The sequence below is a fragment of the Pseudomonas fungipugnans genome (assembly GCF_029955235.1).
Classification (GTDB): Bacteria; Pseudomonadota; Gammaproteobacteria; order Pseudomonadales; family Pseudomonadaceae; genus Aquipseudomonas; species Aquipseudomonas fungipugnans.
This window is the reverse complement of record NZ_JARBWL010000001.1, coordinates 3087662-3103289: the sequence shown is the minus strand read 5'-3', so window position 1 is coordinate 3103289 and position 15628 is coordinate 3087662. Positions and strand designations below refer to the sequence as shown.

The 15628-nt window shown below is 58.7% G+C and carries 11 protein-coding genes and 1 tRNA gene; 3 read left to right on the top strand and 9 right to left on the bottom strand.

All coding sequences use genetic code 11. The features are described from left to right. Nucleotides 1–92 precede the first annotated feature (92 nt). The 5 genes from POF45_RS13140 to rpsU all read right to left on the bottom strand — a co-directional run bounded on the left by POF45_RS13140 (nt 93) and on the right by rpsU (nt 8646). Nucleotides 93–169 (bottom strand) — tRNA-Ile (locus POF45_RS13140). 15 nt (nt 170–184) lie between these two features. Beyond that, complete coding sequence (locus POF45_RS13135) at nt 185–3931, bottom strand: bifunctional diguanylate cyclase/phosphodiesterase (protein ID WP_282315817.1); 3747 nt, start codon at nt 3929–3931, stop codon at nt 185–187. A gap of 122 nt (nt 3932–4053) precedes the next feature. Next, nucleotides 4054–5901, bottom strand: coding sequence for an RNA polymerase sigma factor RpoD (rpoD, locus tag POF45_RS13130; RefSeq protein WP_259497116.1), 1848 nt, complete (start codon nt 5899–5901; stop codon nt 4054–4056). Nucleotides 5902–5968: 67 nt separating this feature from the next. Then, complete coding sequence (gene dnaG, locus POF45_RS13125) at nt 5969–7948, bottom strand: DNA primase (RefSeq protein WP_282315816.1); 1980 nt, start codon at nt 7946–7948, stop codon at nt 5969–5971. Between the two features lie 482 nt (nt 7949–8430). Further along, a complete protein-coding gene (gene rpsU, locus POF45_RS13120) occupies nt 8431–8646 on the bottom strand; it encodes a 30S ribosomal protein S21 (RefSeq protein WP_002551877.1) in 216 nt (71 codons plus the stop codon). Between the two features lie 199 nt (nt 8647–8845). Here rpsU and tsaD point away from each other — a divergent pair, with 199 nt between their 5' ends. Continuing rightward, nucleotides 8846–9871 (top strand): tRNA (adenosine(37)-N6)-threonylcarbamoyltransferase complex transferase subunit TsaD, encoded by a 1026-nt coding sequence (gene tsaD / locus POF45_RS13115; RefSeq protein ID WP_282315815.1) that lies wholly within the window; start codon nt 8846–8848, stop codon nt 9869–9871. 23 nt (nt 9872–9894) lie between these two features. Here the strand turns inward: tsaD and plsY are convergent, their stop codons facing one another. After that, the gene (plsY, locus tag POF45_RS13110) at nt 9895–10464 is read right to left on the bottom strand and encodes a glycerol-3-phosphate 1-O-acyltransferase PlsY (protein WP_259497113.1); all 570 of its coding nucleotides are present in this window, start codon (nt 10462–10464) and stop codon (nt 9895–9897) included. A gap of 74 nt (nt 10465–10538) precedes the next feature. Between plsY and folB the strand changes: the two genes are divergently transcribed. Together folB and folK are read left to right on the top strand one after the other, a co-directional pair. Continuing rightward, nucleotides 10539–10895, top strand: coding sequence for a dihydroneopterin aldolase (gene folB, locus POF45_RS13105; protein WP_259497112.1), 357 nt, complete (start codon nt 10539–10541; stop codon nt 10893–10895). Continuing rightward, entirely contained in the window at nt 10886–11404 is a 519-nt protein-coding gene (gene folK / locus POF45_RS13100; RefSeq protein WP_259497111.1) for a 2-amino-4-hydroxy-6-hydroxymethyldihydropteridine diphosphokinase, read from the top strand. The genes folB and folK overlap by 10 nt, the downstream gene beginning before the upstream one ends. A 93-nt stretch (nt 11405–11497) precedes the next feature. On the opposite strand, the gene POF45_RS13095 is transcribed toward folK, so the two are convergent. The 3 genes from POF45_RS13095 to POF45_RS13085 form a co-directional block, all read right to left on the bottom strand. Beyond that, a complete protein-coding gene (locus POF45_RS13095) occupies nt 11498–12727 on the bottom strand; it encodes a multifunctional CCA addition/repair protein (protein WP_282315814.1) in 1230 nt (409 codons plus the stop codon). A 63-nt stretch (nt 12728–12790) separates the two neighbouring features. After that, entirely contained in the window at nt 12791–14353 is a 1563-nt protein-coding gene (locus POF45_RS13090) for a SpoVR family protein (RefSeq protein ID WP_259497109.1), read from the bottom strand. Then, complete coding sequence (locus POF45_RS13085; protein ID WP_259497108.1) at nt 14350–15621, bottom strand: YeaH/YhbH family protein; 1272 nt, start codon at nt 15619–15621, stop codon at nt 14350–14352. Before POF45_RS13085 ends, POF45_RS13090 begins: the two co-directional genes overlap by 4 nt. Nucleotides 15622–15628 lie beyond the last annotated feature (7 nt).

Below are 15628 nucleotides of genomic sequence, written 5' to 3'. Positions count from 1 at the left end.
TGTTACAGGCACGGCCCCACATCGTTCGACTGATTGCTAAAAGCTGAAACGCAGACACGAAAAAGCCGCGCATAAAGCGCGGCTTTTTTGTTTGGTGGGCCCACACGGACTTGAACCGTGGACCAAAGGATTATGAGTCCTCTGCTCTGACCAACTGAGCTATAGGCCCTCAGTAGGGGCCGGATTATAGCGACGGTTTCTCGGCAGTGCTATCCGAAAAGTCTGAAATGGCTATACGAAGAAACGTCGCGGCAAATTCGTCGGGAGGCAGGGGCAGGCTGACGATGTAGCCCTGGATCTGTTCGCAGCCTTCAAGGGCGAGGAATTTCTGTTGAGCCTGGGTTTCGACGCCTTCGGCTATGACGGTGAATTGCATACTGCGGCCCAGGGCGATGATCGCACGCACGATCGCCGCGTCATTGGGGTCATCCGGCAATCCACGGACAAATGACTGATCGATTTTGAGGATGTCGAGAGGCAGGCGTTTCAGGTAACTCAAGGACGAATAGCCGGTGCCAAAGTCGTCGATGGCCAGTTGTACGCCTAGCTGTTTGAGTTGGTGCAGCACCGCCAACGCTTCTTCAGCCTGGCTCATGATGAAGTTTTCGGTAATCTCCAGTTGCAGAAAACCTGGCTTGAGACGGTTGTCCTTGAGCAGTTGTTCGATGCGCCCCAGCAGATTTGGTTGGCGCAGCTGGGCACCGGCAAGGTTGACTGACAAAGGACCCGGTGACTCGTAGAGCTGATTCCATTCGAACATCTGTCGGCAGGCGGTTTCGAGGACCCAGTCGCCTATTTGCAGGATCATGCCGTTTTCTTCGGCCAAGGGAATGAAGTGTTCAGGCGGTACGTCGCCGAAGGTCGGGTGGCGCCAACGGATGAGCGCTTCGGCACCTACCAGCCGGTGGTCGTCCAGGCTGATTTTTGGCTGGTAGTACAGGAACAACTCATCACGCTCGATGGCGCGGCGCAATTCGTGTTCCAGCGCCACGCGTTCGCTGGCCTGGGCGGTGAGGTCGCGGGTGTAGCTCTCGACCCGGTTGCGGCCCTTGGCCTTGGATCGGTACATCGCCGCGTCAGCGTTTTTGACCAGCGTGGCGACGTCGTTACCGTCCTTGGGATACAGGCTGCTGCCAATACTGGCGCTGATGAAAAACTCATGCTCGCCGGCCTGGAACGGCGCCGCGAAGCAATTGAGTAGCTTGGTGGCGATGTTATCGGCATCGCTGGCTTGTTGCAGGCCAGGCAGCAGGATGATGAATTCATCGCCCCCCAGTCGCGCGACGGTGTCGATGTCTCGTAGCTGCTCTTTCAAACGCACCGCGATGCCTCGCAGCAACAGGTCGCCCACCGGGTGGCCGAGGCTGTCGTTGATGTGCTTGAAGCGGTCCAGATCGAGGAACAGCACCGCGCCCTGGCCTCCGTGTTCTTGCTGGCTATTGAGCGCGGCGAGCAAACGGCTTTCAAACAGTGTGCGGTTCGGCAGCCCGGTGAGTGGGTCGTGGTGGGCCTGGTAGTCGAGCTTGGCCTGGGCGTGCTTGAGGCTGGAGATGTCGGCGAACACCGCGACAAAATGGGTGATGAAGCGGTCGCGGTTACGCACAGCACTGATGGTCAGCCAACTCGGATACAGCTCGCCGTTTTTGCGCCGATTGGAAATCTCGCCCTGCCAATGCCCTTCGGCGGTCAATTGATGCCACATGGCCGCGTAGAACGCGCTGTCGTGCAAGCCGGAAGCGAGCAGGCGAGGGGTGTGGCCCAGCGCTTCGCTTTCGCTGTAACCGGTGATTTCAGTGAAGGCCCGGTTGACCGCGCTGATGTGCTGCTGGGTGTCGGTGATCAGCACGCCCTCGGCAGTGCTCTCGAACACGGTGGCGGCCTGTTGCAGTTTCTCCTGCATAAGGTGGCGCTCGGTGATGTCGCGGGCGATGGTCAGCATGCAGTCTTCATCGCCGATCGGCAGCGGCCGACTGGACACCTCGCACAGGCGGATTTGCCCGTCATTGCGGCGAATATGGCAACTGAAGTCGCGGACGAAGCCATCGCGGTGGAGCAGGTCGAGCATCTGTTTGCGTTCGTTGAGGTTGACCCAGATCCCCAGGTCCAGCGCCGAGCGGTCCACCGACATGGCGCTGTTGAATCCGGTAATACGGCTGAATCCTTCGTTGACCTCGATCAGCAGGCCATCACTCTGGCGCGACAGTAGCAGGCCGTCGGGGGAGGCGTGGAAGGCCTTGGCGAATTTCTCTTCGGAGGTTTGCAGTTGTTGTTGGGTTTCCTTGAGCTGACTGATGTCGCGCACCACGACCACCAGCGCCGGGGTGGTATCAAGGTCAAACGGCTCGGCGGAAATCAGCCCGGTGAAAACGTGGCCGTTGTTGCGGCGAAAGGGCATCTCCAGGTTGCGGATGCTGCCGGCCTGCAAGCGTTGCAGCAGACCCGGCCCGACGCCCGGAATACCCCAGATATTGAGGTTGGTGGCCGTTTGCCCGATGACTTCGCTGGCGGTCAGGCCGATCTGCTCTTCGAAGGCTTTGTTGACCTCCAGCAGACAGCCGTCGGACAGTCGTGCTATCACCAGAATGTCCGGGCACTGCTGAAACACCGAGGCGAACTTTTGCTCGGACAGGCGCAACGCTTCTTCGGTGTGTTTGGTTTCGCTGATGTCGATCATCAGCCCGCGCATCACCGGCTCATGACCGTGCTCGATCAAACTGACGATGTCGCGGACCCACAGGCAGCGGCCATCGGCGGTAAGTACCCGGTAATCGAGGCTGTGATCGCGCCCGGCCAGCACTTCGTGATCGCAGAACGTTTGTGCGCGGATCAGGTCGGCGGGGTGGATGATGTTGCGCCAGAAGCCCGGGATCAACCAGTGAGACAAGGGATAGCCGAGCAGGCCTTCGGCGTGGGGCGATACGTAGCTGTAGGTGAAGTCGCTGATCCGCGCTTCCCAGGCAATGGCTTTCAGGCTCTCCACCAGTCCGCGATAGTGATATTCGCTGCTGCGCAGTTCCTGTTCCAGGTCGATCCGGCGGGTGATTTCCGAGCTCAGTCGGCGGTTGATGCGGATGACGACGATCAGCACGATCACCAGTAGCAACAAGCCCGGCAGGCCATAGATCAGCAGGTCGGACCAGAATGTCCGGTGGTCCAGCACGTTACCGACCCAGCGCTCCTGAATGGCGCTGATTTCATTCGGGGTCATGTCGGCCAGGACTTTGTCCAGAATGCCCACCAGCACCTTGTTATTCGGTGGTACGGCCATTGCCAATTGATAGCGGTAGGGCGTTTCGCCACTGACGTAGAGTCCTTCAAGTTTTAGCTGGCGCAGGCTCCAGACGCTTGATGCGAGGTCGCCTACCACCGCGTCCACTTCACCGGTGGCCAGCGCCTGCAGGGTTGAGCTGACGTTGGGCATCGCCACCAGGTTCAAGTCCGGATGGCGGGTGCGCAGCAGTTCGTGGGGCGCGTAGTTTTCGACGACGGCAATTTTCAGCCCGTACAGGTCTTCGATCTTGCGTGGTTGGGCGCCGCCGACGTGGGCCAGGATGACAATCGGAAAGTCCAGATAGGGCCTGGTAAACGACAGGTACGTCTGGCGCTCCGGGGTCGACATGATACCCGGTAGCAGGTCCAGCTTGCCTTGCTTGACTTCTTCCAGGACGACGGTCCAGCTGACCGGCTCGATAGGGGTCAGCTTGATATTCAGGCGTTGGCGGATCAGGTTGATGTAATCGGCTGCCAAGCCCTGGTAACGGCCTTCTTCGTCGCGGAACTCGAATGGCGGCCAGGACGCATCGACACCCAGGCGCAAGTCCGGGTGAGCCGCCAGCCAGCTACGTTCTTCGTCAGTTAGAGTCAGCGCGCCAGCCGTTGCGGTCCAGGTCATCAGCGACAGCAAAAAAAGCACGGTCGGCAGTCTGGGCATAACGGTCTCGTTATGGCTCGGGGGAATGTTTCGAGTGTAGACGGGCAATTCGGAGGGGGTGAAGCGCGGGGGATTTAATCTGTATAAAGCAAAACCCCCGGCCTGGGCCGGGGGTTTTGTGATCACTCGTCGAGGAAGGAGCGCAAATGCTCGCTTCTCGTCGGGTGGCGCAGCTTGCGCAGCGCCTTGGCTTCGATCTGACGAATCCGTTCACGGGTCACGTCGAACTGCTTACCAACCTCCTCGAGGGTGTGGTCGGTATTCATGTCGATACCGAAGCGCATGCGCAGAACCTTGGCTTCACGGGCAGTGAGGCCGGAGAGAACTTCGCGAGTCGCTTCTTTAAGGCTCTCAACAGTGGCGACATCGATTGGCGACTGCATGGTCGAGTCTTCGATGAAGTCACCCAGGTGGGAGTCTTCGTCATCACCGATCGGGGTTTCCATGGAGATCGGCTCTTTAGCGATCTTCAATACCTTGCGGATCTTGTCCTCAGGCATTTCCATGCGTTCGCCCAGCTCTTCCGGGGTCGGTTCGCGACCCATTTCCTGCAACATCTGCCGAGAAATTCGGTTGAGCTTGTTGATCGTCTCGATCATGTGCACCGGAATACGGATGGTGCGGGCCTGGTCGGCGATCGAGCGAGTGATCGCCTGACGGATCCACCAGGTGGCATAAGTCGAGAATTTGTAGCCGCGACGGTATTCGAACTTGTCTACCGCTTTCATCAAACCGATGTTGCCTTCCTGGATCAGATCGAGGAATTGCAGGCCGCGGTTGGTGTACTTCTTGGCGATGGAGATCACCAGACGCAAGTTCGCTTCAACCATCTCTTTCTTCGCGCGGCGGGCCTTGGCCTCACCGATCGACATGCGACGGTTGATGTCCTTGATCTCGGCGATCGTCAAACCTGTTTCGGTTTCCAGTGCGGTCAGCTTCTGCTGGCAACGAATGATGTCCGGCTGCAGGCGACCAATGGCTTCAGCGTATTTGCTTTTGCCTTTGGCCAGTGCGTCGGTCCAGCTTTCGTCGACTTCATTGCCCGGGAACTGGCGCAGGAAGTCGGCACGCGGCATGCGGGCATCACGAACACACAATTGCATGATCGCGCGCTCTTGCTGACGCAGACGATCCAGGGCACCACGAACACGCTCGACCAGGCCTTCGAATTGCTTCGGTACCAGTTTGATCGGCATGAACAGCTCGGCCAGCGCCAGCAGCTCGGCGATAGTCGCCTTGTTGCTGCGGCCGTGCTTTTTCAGCGCCTTGCGGGTGATTTCCATCTGATCGGAGACAGCGCCGAAACGCTGTGCTGCGATGACCGGATCCGGACCGCTTTCGGCTTCTTCTTCGTCGTCGGTGGCTTCGGCATCATCGTCGTCGGTGTCGTCGTCAGCTTTAACGGCTTTCGGATCGATCGGCGGCGGTACTTCGGCAGCAGGCGGCGCAATGCCGTCGTCCGGGTCGATATAACCGCTCAGGACGTCGGACAGGCGGCCACCTTCGGTGGTGACGCGAGTGTATTCGGACAGAATGTGGTCGACCGTGCCAGGGAAGTGCGCAATTGCGCCCATCACTTCGCGGATACCCTCCTCGATACGTTTGGCGATTTCAATTTCGCCTTCACGTGTGAGGAGCTCTACCGTACCCATTTCGCGCATGTACATGCGCACTGGGTCTGTGGTGCGACCAATGTCGGTTTCGACCGCTGCCAGCGCTGCTGCAGCTTCTTCCGCTGCGGCCTCGTCGGTATCGGCGTCGGCCAGCATAAGGGAATCCTTATCTGGCGCAACCTCGAATACGTTGATCCCCATGTCATTGATCATGCGGATGATGTCTTCCACCTGTTCCGGATCTGAAATATCCTCCGGCAGGTGGTCGTTGACCTCCGCGTAAGTCAGGTAACCCTGCTCACGACCAAGTGTGATCAACTCTTTGATACGAGACTGCTGTTGCGCTTTTCCGGACATAACACCCTATCCACTGAAGGTCTTGGCGGGCAAAAAACAAGCCGAGGATTATACCTGAGCTATGACCTCACGCGCCAGTTGAGGTCGGGTTTGATACAGCCATATTGCGTTTTAATAGGTCGCGCATCTGATTTGCGATCTGATTTGCTTCCTCTGCAGTCAATCCTGGCTGCCTTGCCTTTCTGATAAGTACTTCCAGGCTATCCGTGTGTTGACTGGCCGATAACCTAGTAATGGTGTCTAAAAACTGTTGTTCAAGGTTGTCGCCTTCAATCAGCCATTCCTTTTCCGCCAGGGCCTTGAGTAAACGGCCTTGTTCGGTCCCATGCCAGCGAGAGATCAGCTGAATAGAGTTTAGCTTAGGATTTTTCTGTACAGCCCCGATAAGGGCGACCAGCAACTGCGCGTAAGTGTTGCTCTCATTGGCGAAGTGATCGGCGGTTTCTACCTTGCCGGCCAGTTGCGGATGATGAATTAGGGTGCGCAGTGCAATGAGCGTTGGCGCTTCGACAGCAATCGGGGTGCGCGGAGCGTTCTGTCGGTCATGATCACCGCCGCGCTTGCCATTCTTGTCCCAAGGCTTTTTATCCCACTTCTTGCCGCCGGCACCGGGTTTCTTCGGTGTCCATTCCTGCTGCGGCGCATACATTTCCTGTGCCTGCGGCTGATGGTAGTCGCTGTAGTCCGGCATGGCGTCGTAATCGATGCCCGGATCGTAGGCCGGTGGCGCTTCCTGGGGGGCGCTGTGCACCAGTTGGCTCACGGCTTCGCCGCTAAGGCCGGTGATTTCCGTCAGGCGCTGGCGCATCAGGATGCGCAAGTTGGCACCCGGGACTTTATCGATCAACGGCGCAGCAAGGGTGGCCATGTGGGCCTTGCCTTCGAGCGAGCGCGGGTCTGACTCTTCGGTCAGTTGCTGAAAGAAATAATCCGCCAGCGGTTGGGCGTGCTGGTTGATGCGGGCGCGGAAGGCGTCAGTGCCCTCGGAGCGTACAAGCGTATCCGGGTCTTCGCCTTCGGGCAGGAACAAAAAGCGTGCCCGTCGACCGTCCTGCAAGCACGGCAGCGTCGCTTCCAGTGCTCGCCAGGCGGCATTTCGACCCGCCTGGTCGCCGTCAAAGCAGAACAGCACGTTGGGTACGACGCGAAACAGGCGCTTCAAGTGCTCTTCGCTGGTGGCGGTGCCCAGGGTCGCGACGGCATTGCGCAGGCCTTGTTGGGCGAGGGCGATGACGTCCATGTAGCCTTCGACGACGATGATTTCGTCGAGATTGCGGTTGTTCTTGCGTGCTTCATAGAGGCCATAGAGTTCCTGGCCTTTGTGAAATACCGGTGTTTCCGGTGAGTTCAGGTATTTCGGCTTGTCGTCGCCCAGCACTCGGCCGCCGAAAGCAATGATGCGCCCACGGCTGTCGCGGATCGGGAACATCACGCGATCACGAAAGCGATCATAGCGTTTGCCGGTTTCGGCGTTCTCGATCAACAGGCCGGCGTCGACCATGGCCTTTTGTTGCAGGGTGTCGCTGCTCAAATGCTTGAACAGATTGTCCCAGCCAGGCGGGGCGAAGCCGAGGCCGAAGTCGCGGGCGATTTCGCCCGTCAGGCCGCGTCCTTTCAAATAATCCACGGCGGCTTTGCGCGAGGGATGGCTTTTCAGCGCCTGACGGTAAAAGTCGGCGGCGGCGGTGAGCAGCGGGTACAGCGGCGAATCGGTCGGCTGGCGCGGTTTGTGCGGCCGGCCACTTTCTTCGCGGGGGATTTCCATGCCGGCGGCTTTGGCGAGCTCTTCGACAGCCTGGACGAAATCCAGGTTGTCGTGGTCCATCATGAAGCCGAGGGCGTTGCCGCCAGCACCGCAGCCGAAGCAGTAATAGAACTGCTTGTCGGGGCTGACGCTGAAAGACGGGGTTTTCTCTTTATGAAACGGGCAGCAGGCGGTGTAGTTCTTGCCGGCCTTTTTTATTTGCAGGCGCGAGCTGACCACATCGACGATGTCGGTGCGGTTCAGAAGGTCGTCAATGAAGCTCTGGGGAATTAGCCCGGCCATGGCGTTCTCGTCATCTGCGCTGAAAGAGGCCCAAAACGATGGGCTAACGAACGCAGGTCGTTGTTTGAGGCGCGCAAGGTGTGCGGCTCGACCGGTGTCGTAAGCGTTATCGCTGTCGGGGAGTGTATCTGCCGAAATTGCACTGACGTTAATTCCAATCAGTATTCGACTATTTGAAAGTATTGCGCTGAAATCCGCTACGGCCTGTCGATGGCCTCGGATAGCTCATAAGCGGGCACGCAAGCAGGTGCCTTGGGCTGATCGTCGCAAGAGGAATCAGTGGGTGTGCTCGTCAGTAGCCTTGGAAGGCTCGTCAGAAAAGACGTGCACCGCTGGCAAAAGAGCCAGGTCTGACGCTGTGAAGCAGGTTTGTCTCGGTCGCGTCTGCGGCTTTGACGGTGAAGCATCAAGCGTTTTCCGCAAATGCCATAAGCCCGGCTGAGGGCCGGGCTTGGCAGAAGCTTGCTACGAACGTCTGTGTATTAGTACAGACGAACGGCGCGGCGCTGTTCGCGCTGTACTTTCTTGGCGTGACGCTTAACAGCGGCTGCTGCTTTACGCTTACGCTCAGAAGTTGGCTTCTCGTAGAATTCGCGGCTACGAACTTCAGCCAGTACACCGGCTTTTTCGCAGGAGCGCTTGAAACGACGCAGAGCTACGTCGAAGGGTTCGTTCTCTTTTACTTTGACGGCTGGCATCCAGAGCTACCTTCATTCATTACCGGGGTCAACATCCTCGCGGCAAAAGAGCACTTGAAGACGTCGGTTTTTAAGGGTTGCGGATGTTAACTCCTCATCGACCGGAATGCAAAGCCTCTGATCGAAAACCGCTAGTCGGGGCATCCCATGGAGACTATTATGCGCGCCTTCGAATTCAGCCTAAACAAGGCGCAAACCCATGCTAGTACTGGGCTTAGAAACCTCCTGCGACGAAACCGGTGTCGCATTATACGACAGTGAACGCGGCCTGCTGGCCGACGCGCTGTTCAGTCAGATCGACCTGCATCGCGCCTATGGCGGTGTGGTGCCGGAGCTGGCCTCCCGTGACCACGTCAAACGCATGCTGCCCTTGATCCGTCAGGTGTTGGCTGAAGCTGACTGCGTGCCGACCGAGATCGACGCCATCGCCTACACCGCGGGTCCTGGCCTGGTCGGTGCGCTGCTGGTGGGTGCGTCGTGCGCCCAGGCGCTGGCCTTTGCCTGGGGCATTCCAGCGCTCGGCGTGCATCACATGGAAGGCCACTTGCTGGCGCCGATGCTGGAGCCGCAACCGCCGGAATTTCCGTTCGTCGCTTTGTTGGTGTCGGGCGGTCATACGCAGTTGGTTCAGGTCGACGGGATCGGCCAGTACACGTTGCTGGGCGAGACCCTTGACGATGCTGCCGGTGAGGCGTTCGACAAAACCGCGAAGATGATGGGCCTCAATTATCCGGGTGGCCCGGAGATCGCACGTCTGGCTGATCAAGGGGTTGCAGGGCGCTTCACTTTCCCGCGTCCGATGTGTGATCGCCCGGGTCTGGCGTTCAGTTTCAGCGGTTTGAAAACCTTCGCCTTGAACACCTGGCAGCAATGCGTCAGCGCCGGGGACGACGGCGAGCAAGCCCGTTGCGACATCTCGCTGGCGTTCCAGCAGGCGGTGGTGGAGACTTTGACCATCAAGTGCAAGCGTGCCCTGAAGCAGGCGGGGATGAAGCGCCTGGTGATTGCTGGCGGCGTCAGTGCCAACAAGGCTTTGCGCACGTCGCTGGAAAAAATGCTCGGTGACATGAACGGCGATGTGTTTTATGCCCGTCCGGAATTCTGCACCGACAATGGCGCGATGATTGCGTTTGCCGGGTGTCAGCGTTTGCAGGCCGGTCAGCACGAAAGCCTGGCTATCAGCGTGCAGGCGCGCTGGCCGATGGAGCAGCTGTCGGCGCTGTGATGAGCGCCGCTCACGTGCGGTATTTAAAAATGCCGTTCGCGCCCGGCAAACAGGTCGCGTAGATTGCCGCGGTGGCGCCAGACGATCAGTCCGGTGAGTGCGCTCATGGGCAGCAGGGCCGCAGGCTCTTGCCAAGCCAGCAATGGCAGGGTCAATGGTGTGGCGATCAAGGCAGCCAGCGAGCTGGTGCGGGTCAGGTAGAACGTCAGCAGCCAGGCGCAGACCGCCAGCAAGGCTGCCGGTGGATACAGCCCCAGCAACATGCCAGCCGCCGTCGCGACGCCCTTGCCGCCGCGAAAACGAAAGTACAGCGGGTACAAGTGGCCGATGACGGCGCAAATGCCGACCCAGGCCTGTTCTTGCAGCGAAAGACCGCTAACTTCTGCGATCAGTACGGGTAGAAGGCCTTTGCACAGATCGCCGATCAAGGTCAGTACGGCGAGTTTTTTGCCGGCCAGCCGCAGCATGTTGGTGGCGCCGGCATTGCCCGAGCCACTCATTCGCGGATCGGGATGACCGGTCAGGCGGCTGAGCAAAATGGCGAAGGACAGCGAGCCGAGCAGGTAGGCGAGAGTCGCCAGTAACCAAAACATGCTAACTATTCCGGGCGAGGACGCCCTGATTCTAACGGCGCATTGCGCCCTTGTCGTGCAGCGGAGAGAAGTGCTTGGACAGAGTGTTTATCGAGGGCCTGGAAGTCGACACCGTGATCGGTGCCTACGACTGGGAACGAGGCATCCGACAATGCCTGCGTCTTGATCTGAGCTTTGCTTGGGATAATCGCCCGGCAGCCGCCGGCGATGATCTGACCCTGGCACTGGACTATGCCAGCGTTTCGTCGCGAATCCAGGCCTTTGCCGAGCAGGCGCAGTTCCAGCTGGTCGAGACATTCGCCGAACGGCTGTGCGAAGTGTTGATGAGCGAGTTCAAGATCACCTGGATGCGCCTCAAGCTGACCAAGCCGGGTGCCGTTCCGGCGGCCACGGGTGGTGTGGGCGTGGAGATCGAGCGCGGATGTCGCTGACTCAGGTTTATCTTGGTCTCGGTAGCAATATCGAGCGCCATTCCCATTTGCAGGCGGGCCTTGAAGCCCTCGCGGGTTTTCTGGTGGATATCCGCTGTTCGGCGGTATTCGAAAGTCAGCCGGTGGGGATCAAGAGCGGGCCGTTCTTCAATTTTGTAGTGTCGGCGTTTACCGACTTGCCATTGATGGAACTGGATCGTCGGCTTAAGTTTATCGAGGCGGATAACGGACGTTATGCGCCGGATCGGAGAGGTTTGCCGCTGGATATCGACGTGCTGTTGTACGGCGATCTGGTGGGCAATTTCGACGGGCTTGTTTTGCCTCGGGCCGAAATACTGAAAAACGCCTTTGTGCTGTGGCCGTTGTCGCTGATTGCGCCGGACCGAGTGCATCCGGGTGTGGGCAAAAGTTTTGCGACGCTATGGGGTGAGGCACAGATTGAACAGGTGCTGGCGCCGGTGGCGTTTGAGTGGCGCGGGGAGCCGTTAACGCCATTCAATTTGTTGTGAGGTGACTGACGCCTTCGCGAGCAAGCCCGCTCCCACACTGGATTGTGCAAGCGCCAAAGATCCATGTGGGAGCGAGCTTGCTCGCGATGCTTTTCAGGCTGATGCAGTGTCTTTGTAGGCCTTCAGGGCTTTCAGCCGTTCGCGCTTTATCGCCTCGCCCAGCTCCGGCCCTTTGAACCCTTTCTCCAGCAATGGCTGAACCGCCACGCCGCGTGCAGTATTCGCCGCCCCGCGCAGATAATCCGCCTGTGGATAACTTCTCTGCTCAAACCCTTTGCGCCCGCGAGCGTCCATTTCGCATGCAGCAATGAATTCTTCAAAACGCTGCGGGCGACGGTACACGTCAAAGCTTTGCAGCAACTCCAGCAGCGTCGAGGCCTTAAGCTCCAAGGCCCGGTGACCATGGGTGTGGTACTGACCCACTAACAGCGCCAATTCCTGGCAATCCTTCGGCGCCTTGAACCGCTCGTTCACCGCTTTGATCGGCTTCAGCCCCTTGTACTCATGGGCGATGTGCCGAGGCCACTCCTCTTCCGGCGTCAGGCCTTTGCCCAGATCATGCAGCAGGCAAGCCCAGCGCACCGTCAATGGTTGTTTGTGCAGCGCCGCTTGCTCCAGCACGCTCAGGGTGTGTACGCCCGTGTCTATTTCCGGGTGATGGGCCGCAGGTTGTGGCACGCCGAACAAGGCGTCGACTTCCGGCATCAGCACCTTGAGCGCATCACAGTCGCGCAACACCTGGATAAATACCTGCGGCTGATCTTCCATCAGGGCGCGGGAAATTTCCTTCCAGCTGCGTTCTGCGGTCAGGGCTTGCAGCTCGCCTGATTCGCTGAGCTGGCGCATCAGTTCGAGTGTCTCTGGCGCCACGGTGAAACCCAGCGAGGCATAGCGCGCAGCGAAGCGGGCAACACGTAGCACCCGTAGCGGATCTTCGGCGAATGCGGGGGAAACGTGGCGAAGTACGCGAGCTTCAAGGTCTCGTTGGCCGTGGTAAGGATCGGTCAGGTTCAACTGATCGTCCTCGGCCATGGCGTTGATCGTCAGGTCGCGGCGAATAAGGTCTTCTTCGAGGGTGACTTCGGGGCTGGCGTGGAAGGTGAAGCCACCATAACCGCGTCCGCTTTTGCGTTCGGTGCGGGCGAGGGCGTATTCCTCGCCGCTTTTGGGGTGCAGGAACACCGGAAAGTCCGAACCCACCGGACGAAAGCCCTTGGCGAGCATGTCTTCGGTGCTGGCGCCCACCACCACCCAGTCGATATCGGTAACCGGTTTGCCCAACAGGCGATCACGCACCGCGCCACCGACTTTATAAATCTGCATAAAAAACCTCCGTGAGCTCGACAGAATAACCGTTGCGTCGAACTTGCGGAGGCACAAACAGAATCAAAGATGAATGACTGCCAGATCCAGGCGGCCGTAATCCCCTTCGCTGTGCTCGCTTCTTGGCGGAACGTGATGGGTTTTCATCACCTGGTCCCCTTGCAGGGTTTCCAGATGAATATCGAAGCCCCATAGTCGATGGAGGTGCTTGAGCACTTCTTCGGTGGACTCGCCCAGCGGTTTGCGGTCGTGTTGCTGGTGGCGCAGGGTCAGCGAGCGGTCGCCGCGCCGGTCGATGCTGTAGATCTGCACGTTCGGCTCACGATTACCCAGATTGTACTGGGCCGCCAGGGTTTCACGGATGATCCGGTAGCCGGGTTCGTCATGGATGGCGGGCACCAGAAGATCGTCTTTCTGATCGTCATCGAGAATGCTGAACAGTTTCAGATCGCGAATGACCTGGGGCGACAGGTATTGCAGGATGAAGCTCTCATCCTTGAAGCTGCTCATCGCGAACTTGATGGTCGACAGCCAGTCCGTGCCGGCAATGTCGGGGAACCAGCGATAGTCCTCTTCGGTGGGGTGTTCGCACATGCGCCGGATGTCCCGGTACATCGCAAAACCAAGGGCATAAGGGTTGATGCCGCTGTAATAGGGGCTGTCGAATCCTGGCTGCATGACCACACTGGTGTGGGACGTCAGGAACTCCATCATGAAACCGTCGGTCACCAGGCCTTCGTCGTACAGGTCGTTCATCAACGTGTAATGCCAGAACGTTGCCCAGCCTTCGTTCATGACCTGGGTCTGGCGCTGTGGATAAAAATACTGGGCGATCTTGCGCACAATGCGCACGATTTCCCGTTGCCACGGCTCCAGCAATGGTGCGTGTTTTTCGATGAAGTACAGGATGTTTTCCTGAGGTTCGGCGGGAAAGCGTGCATTGTCCTTGTCGCTGTACTTGTCCGCGCCTTTGGGAATGGTGCGCCACAGATCGTTGATCTGCTTTTGCAGATGCTCTTCACGGTCCTTCTGCCGCCGCCGTTCTTCTTCGGCAGAAATCGGGTAGGGGCGTTTGTAGCGGTCAACGCCATAGTTCATCAGGGCGTGGCAGGAATCGAGCAAGTCTTCCACCGCGTCGATGCCGTGGCGCTCCTCGCATTGCATGATGTACTGCTTGGCGAACACCAGGTAATCGATGATCGAACTGGCGTCGGTCCAGGTGCGGAACAGGTAGTTGCCCTTGAAGAAACTGTTATGCCCATAGCAGGCGTGCGCAACCACCAGGGCCTGCATGCAGATAGTGTTTTCTTCCATCAGGTAGGCGATGCACGGGTCCGAGTTGATCACGATCTCGTAGGCCAGCCCCATCTGTCCCCGGCTGTAGGACTTCTCGGTGCTGAGGAAGTGTTTGCCGTACGACCAATGGTGATAGCCCAATGGCATGCCGACCGAGGCATAGGCATCCATCATCTGCTCGGCGGTGATCACTTCGATCTGGTTGGGATAGGTGTCGAGGGCGTAACGAGCCGCGATACGACTGATTTCGCGATCGTAGGCCTGGATCAGCTCGAACGTCCATTCGGAGCCAGTGGAAATGGGTTGGCGCTTCTGCTCTTTGGCGGTCATGTCACTAACCTGCGCTGGAAGAGTTCACGGAAGACCGGATAGATATCCCCGGCCGAGACCAGTTGTTGCTGGGCAAACGTGTCGGAGAACGCTTCAGCAATGCGCTCGTACTCGAACCACAGGGCCTGGTGTTCGCGCGGGGTAATCTCCACATAAGTGTAGTACTGCACGAACGGCATGATCTGGTTGATCAGGATGTCGCGGCAGATCGGCGAGTCGTCGTTCCAGTTGTCACCGTCGGAAGCCTGCGCCGCGTAGATGTTCCATTCGTTGCTCGGATAGCGTTCGGCCATGATCTCCTGCATCAGTTTCAAGGCGCTGGAAACGATGGTGCCGCCAGTTTCCCGCGAATAGAAAAACTCTTCCTCATCCACTTCCCGGGCGCTGGTGTGGTGGCGAATGAACACCACATCGATCTTGTCGTAGTTACGCTTGAGGAACAGATACAGCAGGATGAAGAAGCGCTTGGCGATGTCCTTGGTCGCCTGGGTCATGGAGCCGGAGACGTCCATCAGGCAGAACATGACTGCCTTGGAGCTAGGGTTGGGTTGCTTGATCAGCAGGTTGTATTTGAGGTCGAACGTGTCGAGAAAAGGCACGCGATGGATCCGCGCACTGAGTTTCTCGATTTCAATCTCGATTTCCTGAATATCGCCGAAGTTGTCCGGTTCTTCGCGTTTGAGGCGTTCCAGTTCCTCCTTGGCTTCACGTAATTTCGCGCGACTGCTGCCCGACAGCGCGATCCGCCGCGCATGGGCGGAACGCAGGGTGCGGATGATGTTGATCCGCGACGGATTGCCTTCGTTGCTGATGCCGGCGCGCACGGTCTTGAAGGTGTCGGTGCCGGTCAGGTTGCGCTTGACCAGGTTGGGCAGCTCAAGGTCCTCGAACATGAATTCGAGAAACTCTTCCTGGGTGATCTGGAAGACAAATTCGTCCATCCCTTCACCTGAGTTACCGGCCTTGCCGGGCCCTTTGCCACCGCCGCCACCGGGTGGACGGGCAATGTGCTCGCCGCTGGTGAACTCCTTGTTGCCCGGATGCACCACGGTCTGCTTGCCGCCACGGCCATGATGAAGCACCGGCTCGTCGATATCGCGGCCAGGAATGCTGATCTGTTCGCCATGCTCCATATCGGTAATGGAGCGCCGGCTGACCGCCTCTTCGACGGCCTTTTTGATGTGATCACGGTAGCGCCGCAGAAACCGCTGGCGGTTCACCGTGCTCTTGTTCTTGCCATTGAGGCGTCGGTCGATCACATAGCTCATAGGCCCT